13 protein-coding genes are annotated in these 10,131 nt (G+C 72.2%); 3 read left to right on the top strand and 10 right to left on the bottom strand.

Annotated elements, in window-relative coordinates; genetic code table 11:
- Positions 1-244: 244 nt before the first annotated feature.
- Entirely contained in the window at positions 245-838 is a 594-nt protein-coding gene (locus IE206_RS32925; RefSeq protein WP_189968675.1) for a DUF4291 domain-containing protein, read from the bottom strand.
- A 48-nt stretch (positions 839-886) separates the two neighbouring features.
- On the bottom strand, positions 887-1,831 hold the full coding sequence (locus IE206_RS32920; protein WP_226598873.1) for an alpha/beta fold hydrolase: 945 nt from the start codon (positions 1,829-1,831) through the stop codon (positions 887-889).
- Between the two features lie 131 nt (positions 1,832-1,962).
- Here IE206_RS32920 and IE206_RS32915 point away from each other — a divergent pair, with 131 nt between their 5' ends.
- Entirely contained in the window at positions 1,963-2,568 is a 606-nt protein-coding gene (locus tag IE206_RS32915; RefSeq protein WP_189968672.1) for a TetR/AcrR family transcriptional regulator, read from the top strand.
- On the opposite strand, the gene IE206_RS32910 is transcribed toward IE206_RS32915, so the two are convergent.
- Positions 2,565-3,002, bottom strand: coding sequence for a VOC family protein (locus tag IE206_RS32910; protein ID WP_189968670.1), 438 nt, complete (start codon positions 3,000-3,002; stop codon positions 2,565-2,567). The genes IE206_RS32915 and IE206_RS32910 overlap by 4 nt on opposite strands.
- A 193-nt stretch (positions 3,003-3,195) precedes the next feature.
- Between IE206_RS32910 and IE206_RS32905 the strand changes: the two genes are divergently transcribed.
- Positions 3,196-3,990, top strand: coding sequence for an MmyB family transcriptional regulator (locus IE206_RS32905; protein WP_189968668.1), 795 nt, complete (start codon positions 3,196-3,198; stop codon positions 3,988-3,990).
- A 6-nt stretch (positions 3,991-3,996) separates the two neighbouring features.
- On the opposite strand, the gene IE206_RS32900 is transcribed toward IE206_RS32905, so the two are convergent.
- From IE206_RS32900 to IE206_RS32880, 5 genes are all read right to left on the bottom strand, one after another.
- Positions 3,997-4,575: a hypothetical protein gene (locus IE206_RS32900; protein WP_189968666.1), complete on the bottom strand. Its 579-nt coding sequence runs from the start codon at positions 4,573-4,575 to the stop codon at positions 3,997-3,999.
- A 216-nt stretch (positions 4,576-4,791) separates the two neighbouring features.
- Positions 4,792-5,088 carry a hypothetical protein gene (locus IE206_RS32895; RefSeq protein ID WP_189968665.1) on the bottom strand — a complete coding sequence of 99 codons (297 nt, stop codon included), beginning with the start codon at positions 5,086-5,088 and terminating at the stop codon, positions 4,792-4,794.
- 459 nt (positions 5,089-5,547) lie between these two features.
- Positions 5,548-5,961, bottom strand: coding sequence for a hypothetical protein (locus IE206_RS32890; protein ID WP_189968662.1), 414 nt, complete (start codon positions 5,959-5,961; stop codon positions 5,548-5,550).
- 264 nt (positions 5,962-6,225) lie between these two features.
- Positions 6,226-6,891, bottom strand: coding sequence for a peptide-methionine (S)-S-oxide reductase MsrA (gene msrA / locus IE206_RS32885; RefSeq protein WP_189968660.1), 666 nt, complete (start codon positions 6,889-6,891; stop codon positions 6,226-6,228).
- Between the two features lie 81 nt (positions 6,892-6,972).
- Positions 6,973-8,082, bottom strand: a complete 1,110-nt coding sequence (locus tag IE206_RS32880) for a hypothetical protein (RefSeq protein WP_189968658.1) — start codon at positions 8,080-8,082, stop codon at positions 6,973-6,975.
- Between the two features lie 69 nt (positions 8,083-8,151).
- On the opposite strand from IE206_RS32880, the gene IE206_RS32875 reads away from it, so the two are divergent.
- Positions 8,152-9,306: a cystathionine gamma-synthase gene (locus tag IE206_RS32875; RefSeq protein ID WP_189968656.1), complete on the top strand. Its 1,155-nt coding sequence runs from the start codon at positions 8,152-8,154 to the stop codon at positions 9,304-9,306.
- Positions 9,307-9,316: 10 nt separating this feature from the next.
- Here IE206_RS32875 and IE206_RS32870 read toward each other — a convergent pair whose 3' ends face one another.
- Both IE206_RS32870 and IE206_RS32865 read right to left on the bottom strand, forming a co-directional pair.
- Positions 9,317-9,571: a hypothetical protein gene (locus IE206_RS32870; protein WP_189968654.1), complete on the bottom strand. Its 255-nt coding sequence runs from the start codon at positions 9,569-9,571 to the stop codon at positions 9,317-9,319.
- 22 nt (positions 9,572-9,593) lie between these two features.
- On the bottom strand, positions 9,594-10,106 hold the full coding sequence (locus tag IE206_RS32865) for a sigma factor-like helix-turn-helix DNA-binding protein (RefSeq protein WP_189968652.1): 513 nt from the start codon (positions 10,104-10,106) through the stop codon (positions 9,594-9,596).
- Between the last annotated feature and the right edge of the window lie 25 nt (positions 10,107-10,131).

Here is a 10,131-nt window from a genome sequence, read left to right as displayed (position 1 = left end):
CCGGCCCCGGAGGCCGGAAGCTCCGTTGCGGAGCCAACGAAAACGGTAATGGGGGGGGAGGAGGGAGGCGGGCGACCTCGCGGCGGCGATCGGCGCCGACGACGCGCTCCACGCCGTCCCGGTCGCGGCGAGCGGCAACCAGCCTGACGATCCCGAAGCTCAGCGCGCGGTACTCCGTGCGAGGCGCGGGACGCGGACCGGGCGGCCCAGATCTCGTACGAGATCTGGGCGGAGCTGGAACGAGCTACCCGGCCCGCGGATAGACCCGCTCGTCGGGCAACAGGGCGTGGGCGGCATCGAGTCGGCCATCTTTGACGAGCGCGTGGACGCGGTGCGCGATGGGGGTCACATCGCGGATGCCGACGATCCACTCGTCCGCGTACCGCCGCACGGCCTCCCCGGCGAGCCCGAGCTGCAGCGACCGGTACGGCAGCGGCCGAAGCCGCAGATCCCGCTCGGGATCCCACTGCACCCGGGCGGGCGCCCACCTCAACTCCCGTTTCCAGTCAGCCTGTTCGCCGTGCAGCTCGCGTACGTAATGCGAGAGGCAGGCGTGATCGAGCGCCCAGTCGAAACCGTCCCGCCGGATCTCGATCGCGAGCACGGTGCGCTGGCCTTCCTTCGTGCCCCACCCCGAGCGGTACATCATCCACAGGAACGACGGCTTGACCCACGTCATCCGCTCCCGCTTCCATGCCGCCGGAAACCGCCCGTCGCGGGCTGCGGGCAGCCCGAGCTCCGGGTCGTACGCCTGGTAGACGGTGAGCGTCGACCCGGTGTGCAGGGCGCGGATCTGCTGGCGGGGCGGGACGGTGGGGCGGTCGTGCGTTGCTTCCATGGGGGAAGCGTGGCCCGGCGGGGCGGAGCGTGACCAGCGAATATCGCGCTACGGGCGCTCGGGGACGGGGTGTTGGGAGCCTGCGGACTCCATGAAGGCCAGCATCCGGCGGTTGACCTCGTCCGCGTGGTCGATCTGCGGTCCGTGGCCGGTGTGGGAGACGATCTCGGCGCGGGCGCCCGGTATCAGCCGGGGTACGCGCTCCACCTGCCGCTTCGGGTGCACGAGGAGGCTGCGCCTGCCGAGCAGCAGGTAGAGCGGGGTGCGGACGGTGGACAGTTCCGCGTCGGACAGCGGGAGGGGGGCCGGGCGGCGGATGCGATAGGCGCGCACGCTCGCCCTGGCCATCGCGCGCAACTCCGGTACGACGAGGACGGGTTGCTCCAGCCAGGCCGCCAGGCGCGGGCGCAGCGCCTTGGGTGCGGACGTCGCGAAGAGGCTGGCGAAGATCCAGACGAAGAAGCGCAGGCCGACCTTCTCCAAGCCGCCCGGGTCGAGCAGGGTGACCGACGCGAGGCGTCCGGGCCGCAGATGCGCCTGGTTCAGGGCGAGCCAGCCGCCGTAGGAGGAGCCGACGAGGTGGACGCGGTCGAGACCGAGCCCGGCGAGTGTCTCCTCCAGCCACTGGGCGGCGCGTTCGGGCTGGTGAATGGGCTCGCGCTGCACGCTGCGGCCGGGGTCCCCGGGGGTGTCGATCGCGTAGACGGTGCGTTCCGAGCTGAGCGCGGCGGTGTTCGGGTACCACATCGCGGAGCAACTCCCGGCGCCGTGCACCAGGACGACCGGGGTGCGCGAGGAGAGGGCGGGGTCGTCGGATCCGTACCGGTAGACGTGCGTCGTGCCGAAGCTCGTCTCGACGTCCTGCTCCGCGGCGGCCGGCGCTCCCAGCGCGTAGAGGGCGTCGCACGCGGCGAAGTAGCGCTCGCGCAGGGCGTCGCTGACATACCGCCCGACGTCGGGCCGGACACGTTCACGGGTCGTGGACTTGGGCACGGGGGCCACCTCCGGAAGCGGTCGAACTCTTTCGTGGTACGACCGTATCATCAACTTGATACGGCTGTACCATGAAAAAGCCGGGGCCCCTTGGCCGGCCGGGCGGTGGACGAGAGGCAGGAACGGGACCGATGCCGAAGCGCGTGGACCACGCACAACGACGGACCGAGATCACCGAGGCGCTCGTCAGGGTCGCGGGTCGGCGCGGGCTGCACGCGGTGGGGATGCGCGACGTGGCGGCGGAGGCGGGGGTGTCGCTGCGGTTGATCCAGTACTACTTCGAGACCAAGGAGAAGCTGCTGCTCTTCGGCCTCGAATATCTGACGCAGCGGTTCGGGGAGCGGGTCGCCGCACGGATCAAGGCAGTTGGTGGCGCTCCCGGCCCGCGCGCCACGATCGAGGCCCTGTTGCTGGCGGCCCTGCCCACCGACGACGAGAGCCGCACCTTCCACTTCCTCTACACCTCGTACGCGGTCCTGGCCATGACCGACGAGGCGCTGGCCGCCCAGCCGTTCATCGCGAACCCGGACGCGGCGGAGGAGGCTGTCGCGGGCCTCCTCCGCCAGGCGCAGGACGCCGACCTGGTCGCGCCGGGCCTCGACGCCCGGGGTGAGGCGATCGGCCTGTTGGCCATGTCGGCCGGCCTGGGCACGGGCATCCTGGTCGGCCAGCGGGACGCGGCGTCGGCGACGGGAGTGCTGAGGCTGCACCTGGACCGGATCTTCGGGGCCCCCTAGGCCCCCTCGGGGGTGGGCCGGTGCTCGACGTACTCGATCACGGTGCCGTCCGGGTGCCGGGCATGGAACCCGGAACCCGTCGGCACCTTGTGCAGCGGGTCGAGGATCTCCGCGCCGAGTGCGGTCAGCCGGGCGAGATGCGCGGCGGCGTCGTCGACGAGCAAGGTGCCGTCCACGTCGAGGAACGGCGCGACGGCGTCGTCGGACCCCTCGACGAGCAGGAAGCCGCCGACCGCGGCAAGAGCGAGCCCCTTCGCCGGATAGGTGAACCACATGTCGCGCTCGACGCCCTGGACTTCCTCGTAGAAGCGGGTGAGCTCTTCGAGGGTGCCGGGCCCGGTGAAGACGCGGATGAAGGCGCGGGGCGCGGCGAGGGCGGAGGAGTCGTTGCTGCGTCGCTGTACGAGGGGGGCGGTGGTGTCGTGTCGAGTCATGGGTTCAGCCTCGGGCTCCCGACGGGCGGCAGCCAGACGCCGGTTGATGCGGTGAGTGGGAGTCATAGGCTGAGGCGACGAGGGAGGCCGAGCGTGCGGGCGTACGTTCGGGGAAGCGTGTCTGCTCCCCTGCGCCCCGGCAGGCGGCCGACGGCAGGCGTGAGGGCGGGCCTACGTTCGGAGAGGCGGCGGTGTGACGGCGGGTATCGGAGTCGAGGGCAACGGATTCGCGCGACGGCGGGAGCTCGGCGGCTTCCTGCGCGCCCACCGCGAGCGCCTCGCCCCCGCCGAACTCGGCCTGCCCGCCGGGGCGAGGCGCCGCACCCCGGGCCTGCGCCGCGAGGAGGTGGCCGCGCTCTCCGGGGTGGGCGTGGCCTGGTACTCCTGGCTGGAGCAGGGCCGGGTCGAGACATCCCGTCAGGTGCTGGACGCGGTGAGCCGCACCTTGCGTCTCGACGCGACGGCCCACGCCCACGTCCTGACCCTGGCGGGCTTCGCGGCACCGGAGCCGACCGCGCCCCTGGACGCCGACACCCGCGCCCTGATGGCCAGTTGGGGCGAGACTCCGGCCGTGGCCCTCGACCCGGCACTCTTCATGACAGCGTGGAACGAGGCATACACAGCCCTATGGCCCGACCCGGCGCGCATCGCGGCCCCGGACCGGAACCTGCTGCTCCTCCTGCTCACGGACCCGCCCCACCAGAGGCTGCTGCCCGACTGGGAGCCGGTGGCGATGGACCTGCACCGCCACTTCCGCACCCGAGCGGACCGCAATCCCCATGACGACCGGGTCCGCCGCCTCACCGCCCGCCTCCGCGAGGCCCGCCCCGACCTGGCGGCATGGTGGTCCTGCCGCGAGGTCGGCGACTTCACGAGCCGTACGGTCGAACTGTCCCCGGCGCCGGGGGCCCCGGGGCTTCGCTCGACCATGACGCTGCTCTATCCGGCGGCGGGCGCGGACCCGATCCTGGTCCAGCGGCTGGGCTGACCGGGGTCAGAGGAGCTTCTGGGGGGCCTCGTACTGGTCGACGGGCGCGAGGTTGCAGGCGGCCTTGGGGCCGGTGAGGCCGTGGCCGCCGATGCCCTCGCCCTCGGGCAGCGGCACCAGGCAGCGGCCGTCGACGTTGATGAGCGAGGCGCCGTAGGTGTTGAGGATGCCGCCCGCTCCGTCCCCGTCCTCGCCCGTGATGACGGTGTCGCCGTTGCGGGTCGAGAAGTCCGTGGCGCCGCTGCCGCTCGCGCTGCTGCCGCCGTTACCGGCGCCGGTGCCCATGGTGCCGGTGTTGGTGCCGGTGAGGCTGCTGGTGGTGTTGCTGACGGTGCTGGTCAGCTTGCCGGTGGTGCCGTTGCCGACGGGGGTGGTGCCGGTGAGGCCGCTCACGGTGTCGCCGATGCAGCCGCAGCCGGTGCCGCTGGTGGTCGGGCTCGGGGCGAGAGGGCTGGAGAGGAGGTTCTGGAGCGCGTTGGCGGGAGCCTTGGGGGCCTGGGTCGCCGTGGCTGCGGAGGCGGGGGCGGCGATGGCCATCGTTGCGGCGGTGGCGAAGGCTGCTCCGGCGAGAACCTGCTTGATCACGGTCGTGCTCCCATTCGGTGGTTGGTCGGGGGTGACAGGTTCGCCCTGTGAAACCTGCCGCCCCTTGGAACGAGGCACATGCACAACACGTCACGAAGTGTGCTCATTCGGACCAATGCGCAGAGGGAGCCGACGCGTCCGGAAGCGAGTGTTCCGTGCCGCCCGCGGCACCGGTACTGGACGTGTGTGTCCGGTGCCCCGGTCGGCTGTCGAGGGTCAGAGGAGCTTCTGCGGGCCCTGGTACTGGCGGACGGGTGCGACGTTGCAGGCGGCCTTGGGCCCGCCGAGGAGGTGTCCGCCGATGCCCTCGCCCTCGGGCATCGGGATCGCGCAGCGAAGGTCGGCGCTGATGAGCGAGGCGCCGTAGGTGTTGCCGATGCCGCCCGCCTCGCCCGCGATGACGGTGTCGCCGTTGCGGGTCCCGAAGTCCCTGGTGTCCGCCGAGGCGGGGGCGGCGACGGCCATCGTCGCGGCGATGGCGAGGGCCGACCCGGCAAGAATCTGTTTGATCACGGTTGTGCTCCCATTCGGTGGGTCGGAGAGGGTGACAGGCCCGCCCCGTAGGGAAACCTGCGACCCCTGGAGGGGTCGGACAAGGGGCGTCATCCGGCACGCACCGCACCGGACGCCGTGCCCTGTCCGACCCTGATCCACCGGACGTCCCCTCGATGGAGGAACAGGCACAACACGTCATAAATTGCGCCCGATAAGACTAAAAGCGGACGCGGGGAGGGGGCTGGTGCCCCGGTCGGGTCAGCGGGGTGGTGAGCGTGCAGAGTCCCGGGGTGACTGGTCGGACCCCGGGACTCTTGTGCACTCTCCAATGCGCCGGGTTCAACGGTTCGTCGCTGCCCCGGTCACCCCGGTTCCCCCGCACAGCCCATCGAGGGTTCCGCGGGCTGTGCGGGTCGGTGTTCCTTCAGCTGGTCGTGCCGGGTTTTCCGGTGGGAGACCCGTACGCCAGACGGTGCGTCAGAGCAGCTTCTGCGGGGCCTGGTACTGGTCGACCGGCGCCAGGTTGCAGGCGGCCTTGGAGCCACCGAGGGCGTGTCCGCCGATGCCCTCGCCCTCCGGCAGCGGTACCGCGCAGCGCAGGTCGACGTTGATGAGCGAGGCGCCGTAGGTGTTGCCGATGCCGCCCGCCTCGCCCGCGATCGAGGTGTTGCCGTTGCGGGTCGCGAATCCCGTGGCGCCGGCACTGCCCATGGAACCCGAGCCACTCGAGGTCGGGCCCGTGACGGTGGCGAGGAGGCTCTTGAGCGTGCTGGTGGGGAGCTGGAGCGGAAGCCTGGGGGCCTGGGTTGCCGTGGCCGCGGAGGCGGGGGCGGCGATGGCCATCGTTGCGGCGGTGGCGAAGGCTGCTCCGGCGAGAACCTGCTTGATCACGGTTGTACTCCCATTGGGTCGGTCAGAGAGGGGTGACAGGCCTGCCCGGGGGGAGGCCCGTCGTCCCTGGAACGAGGAACCCGGGCATCACGTCACAAATTGTGCTCATTCGGGCCAATGTCCACCCCGCCCGCCGTGATCTTGCCCCGGGTTCAACGGTTCGCCGCTGCCCCGGTCACCCCGCTTCCCCCGCCCAGCCCATCCCGAGCCCGGCGAGCCGCGAACGCCTCCCGCCTCGTCGCGGCCGGGGAACGTCCGGCGGGGTCAGCTCCCCGCCTTCGCCACGCCGATCGGGCAGGAGACCCCCGTGCCGCCGATCCCGCAGTACCCCGCCGGGTTCTTGTCCAGGTACTGCTGGTGGTACGGCTCCGCGGCGTAGAACGGACGCCCCTGCGCCGGCAGCAGCTCCGTCGTGATCGTGCCGTGGCCCGAGCCCGTCAGGACCTTCTGGTACGCCTCGCGGGACGCCTGGGCCGTGGCCTCCTGGGCGGGGGTGTGGGTGTAGATCGCCGAGCGGTACTGCGTGCCCACGTCGTTGCCCTGGCGGAAGCCCTGCGTCGGGTCGTGGTTCTCCCAGAACACCTTCAGGAGCTGCTCGTAGGAGACGACGGCGGGGTCGTACACCACCCGGACCGCCTCCGTGTGCCCCGTCAGGCCCGAACAGACCTCCTCGTACGCCGGGTTCACCGTGATCCCGCCCTGGTAGCCCGCCAGCGTCGTCCACACGCCCGGGGTCTGCCAGAACTTGCGCTCGGCGCCCCAGAAACAGCCCATCCCGAAGTCCGCGATCTCGAACCCCTCGGGGTACGGGCCCGCCAGCGGGTTGCCGAGGACCGTGTGCCGGGACGGCAGGGTGAATTCGGGCTCCGGGCGTCCCTTGAGGGCCTGCTCGGGGGTGGGCAGCTCGGGCGTACGGCGGCCGAAGATCATCGGGGGCTCCTCGGAAGAGTGTGGATGCCTAGGGGGAACGCACGGCCGGGCCGAGAGATTCCGGCCGTCCCCCATGAGCCCCTACGGCCGCCGCAGCGTCGCCGGGCTCCCGCCGTTCGCCTCGTAGCCCGCCACCGCCAGGGCCCGGCACAGGGCGTAGTCCGCCGCCGGGTCCTCGGAGACCGTCCAGGGGAGGGCGCCCACATAGCCGTCCAGGGCCACGAACTGGTCCATCGACTCCGCCCAGCGTTCGGCGCGTACCAGGAAGAAGACCAGGAGGTGGCGCACCTGGGGCAGGACCGGATCGTCGGGGCGGGCCTGGTGGACGGCGTGCAGGGCGCCCTCCATGGCGCGGCTCACCACCGCCGTGCGGTAGAAGTCGCTGACCAGGACCACGTCCGGCACGTGCTCGTACACAGAGAAGAGGGGGAGCGCGGAGAGGAGGGAGCCGCGCGGGGCGCGGGCCGCGGCCGACGTCGCGAACTCGTCCGCCTGCGCGCGCGAGCCGTGCCACTTCTCGCAGTGGTAGTGCAGGGCCGCGAGGTGCGCGCCCATGTGGTGCGGGGCACGGTCCACGACCTTGGCCCACAGCTGGTCGAACTCCGGGCGGGGATAGGCCAGTCCACGCGCCACCGCGAGTTCGGTGATGTACGGGACGGGGTCGCCCGGCGCGAGCAGCGCGGCCTCGCCGCAGACCGTGTGCGCCTCCTCCAGGATGATGCGGAAGTCGTCCTGGCCGACGGACGAGGACCGCCAGGCCTGCTGGACCAGGAACTCCGCGTGCACCTGCGCGGCTCCCGCGTCCTTCGGCGCCTCGGAGCGCCACTTGCGCAGCCAGGCCCCGCCGATGCCCGGGTGCTGGGCGAGCTCCAGGGAGGCCGCGCCCGCGAAGGCCTGGACGCGCTGCCAGCGCCGCTCGCCCTCCTTCGGGGTCTCGGCGAGGAGGCGGGCGGCCGGCTTCCAGTCCTGGGTCTGCTGCACCACGGCGAGCACGTCGAGGAGATCCTGGTCGGGCCCGGGCATGCGCACGTCGAGCTCCTCCTGGAGCGCGAAGCCGTACGCCGCCGGGTCGGCGGCATCGGGTGCCCCGGGCCGGGACAGCTGGATGCCGGTCCCGCCGCGGCGGGACACGAGCCGGCCGATGATCGCGACGAGCATGCACAGCGCGAGCAGGGTCCACAGAATCTCCATGTCTCCCAGCGAACCAGACCACGGCCGGATATGACGAACCCGGTGGGCCGACGAACTAGGCTCTGGCCCATGAGCCACGAGCACCTCGACAAGAGCTTCGAGACCATCGCGATCCATGCCGGGAACACCGCGGATCCGCTGACCGGTGCGGTCGTACCCCCGATCTACCAGGTCTCCACCTACAAGCAGGACGGCGTCGGCGGCCTGCGCGGCGGTTACGAGTACAGCCGCAGCGCGAATCCGACGCGGACCGCCCTCGAAGAGAACCTGGCGGCCCTCGAAGGCGGCCGCCGCGGCCTCGCCTTCGCCTCGGGGCTCGCCGCCGAAGACTGCCTGCTGCGTACGCTGCTCGCCCCCGGCGACCACGTCGTGATCCCGAACGACGCCTACGGCGGCACGTTCCGCCTGTTCGCGAAGGTCGTCTCGCGCTGGGGCGTGGAGTGGTCGGTCGCCGACACCTCCGACCCCGCCTCGGTGCGGGCCGCCGTCACCGACCGTACGAAGGTCATCTGGGTGGAGACGCCCTCCAACCCGCTGCTCGGCATCACGGACATCGCGGCCGTGGCGCAGGTGGCGGCCGACGCGGGCGCCAGGCTCGTCGTCGACAACACCTTCGCGAGCCCCTACCTCCAGCAGCCCCTGTCGCTCGGCGCGGACATCGTCGTGCACTCGCTGACCAAGTACATGGGCGGCCACTCCGACGTCGTGGGCGGTGCGCTGGTCACCAACTCGGCCGAGATCGGAGAGGAGTTGGCGTACCACCAGAACGCGATGGGCGCGGTCGCCGGGCCCTTCGACTCGTGGCTGGTCCTGCGCGGCATCAAGACGCTCCCCGTCCGCATGGACCGGCACAGCGAGAACGCGGGCAAGGTAGCCGAGATGCTGACCCGGCACGCCAAGGTCACCAAGGTCCTGTACCCGGGGCTGCCCGAGCACCCGGGCCACGACGTCGCGGCCAAGCAGATGCGGGCCTTCGGCGGCATGGTCTCCTTCCGCGTCGAGGGCGGCGAGGAGGCGGCGGTCGAGGTCTGCAACCGTACGAAGCTGTTCACGCTCGGCGAGTCCCTCGGCGGTGTCGAGTCGCTGATCGAGCACCCGGGCCGCATGACGCACGCCAGCGTCGCGGGCTCCGCCCTGGAGGTCCCGGCGGACCTGGTGCGGGTCTCGGTGGGCATCGAGAACGCGGACGATCTGCTCGCCGACCTTAAGCAGGCGCTGGGCTAGGGCCTGTCTCCTAGAGCCCATCTACGGGTGGCGTCACCGTCGAAGGGGGCGCCACCCACGGCTGGGCGATCGAGGCCCAGACGAGGAAGACGATCACCGCCACGGCCAGCAGCAGCCACAGCGTGCGGCGGACGACCCGCCGCCGGTGCAGCATGCGCAGGCCCAACTCCGCTGCCTGGGCGGCCAGTTCGGCCGGTACGGCCGGGTGCGGGCCGCCCTCCAGGAGGTGGCGGACCTCGGCGGTCTTGCGGTCCGGCGTTCTCATCGCACGGCCTCCTCGCAGCCGCTCATGTGGCCACCCCGGGAGCCGGGGCGGCGGGCGCGGGCGGCGTCGGCGGGGTGCTGCGCATCGTGGCGATCGCCCGGGTGCAGATCGCCCGGACCCGGTCCGCCGGCAGGCCGACCAGCGCCGCCGTCTGCTCCTCGGCGACCCCTTCGTGCAGACGCAGCACCAGGATGAGCCGCTCCTGCGGGGTCAGCCGCGCGAGCAGCCCGTGGTCGGCGTGCGGCCGGGGCAGGCCGGGTATCGCCGGCCGGTGGTAGCGCCAGGCGCCGCGCGCGAACCGGGCGGCGAGTTCCTGACGGGTGCGGTCGTACGGGTCCTCACCGCGCAGCCGGTCCCAGCGGGCGTACGTTTCGGCCAGCGCGGCGGTCAGCAGACGCCGGGCGCGCGGGTTGTCGTCCGGGAGCTCGGCGGTGAGCAGGGTGGCGGCGTGCAGCAGCCGGCCGCCCGCGCCCGCCACGTACGACTCGAACTCCCGGGTGCGGCGGCGGTGTTGGCTGAAGTACCGCTCGCGCATGAGCCTCATATGAGGGCAGGCGCGA

This window comes from Streptomyces violascens (assembly GCF_014649955.1).
Taxonomy (GTDB): domain Bacteria; phylum Actinomycetota; class Actinomycetes; order Streptomycetales; family Streptomycetaceae; genus Streptomyces; species Streptomyces violascens.
The sequence above is the reverse complement of the archived record's forward strand: the minus strand, read 5'-3'. Positions and strand labels throughout refer to the sequence as shown.

Excerpts from the sequence above, each read along its gene's own strand:
- IE206_RS32925 (WP_189968675.1), bottom strand. The coding sequence starts at position 838 with ATGGAAGCAACGCACGACCGCCCCACCGTCCCGCCCCGCCAGCAGATC.
- IE206_RS32915 (WP_189968672.1), top strand. The coding sequence starts at position 1,963 with ATGCCGAAGCGCGTGGACCACGCACAACGACGGACCGAGATCACCGAG.
- IE206_RS32910 (WP_189968670.1), bottom strand. The coding sequence starts at position 3,002 with ATGACTCGACACGACACCACCGCCCCCCTCGTACAGCGACGCAGCAAC.
- msrA (WP_189968660.1), bottom strand. The coding sequence starts at position 6,891 with ATGATCTTCGGCCGCCGTACGCCCGAGCTGCCCACCCCCGAGCAGGCC.
- IE206_RS32880 (WP_189968658.1), bottom strand. The coding sequence starts at position 8,082 with ATGGAGATTCTGTGGACCCTGCTCGCGCTGTGCATGCTCGTCGCGATC.
- IE206_RS32875 (WP_189968656.1), top strand. The coding sequence starts at position 8,152 with ATGAGCCACGAGCACCTCGACAAGAGCTTCGAGACCATCGCGATCCAT.
- IE206_RS32870 (WP_189968654.1), bottom strand. The coding sequence starts at position 9,571 with ATGAGAACGCCGGACCGCAAGACCGCCGAGGTCCGCCACCTCCTGGAG.
- IE206_RS32865 (WP_189968652.1), bottom strand. The coding sequence starts at position 10,106 with ATGCGCGAGCGGTACTTCAGCCAACACCGCCGCCGCACCCGGGAGTTC.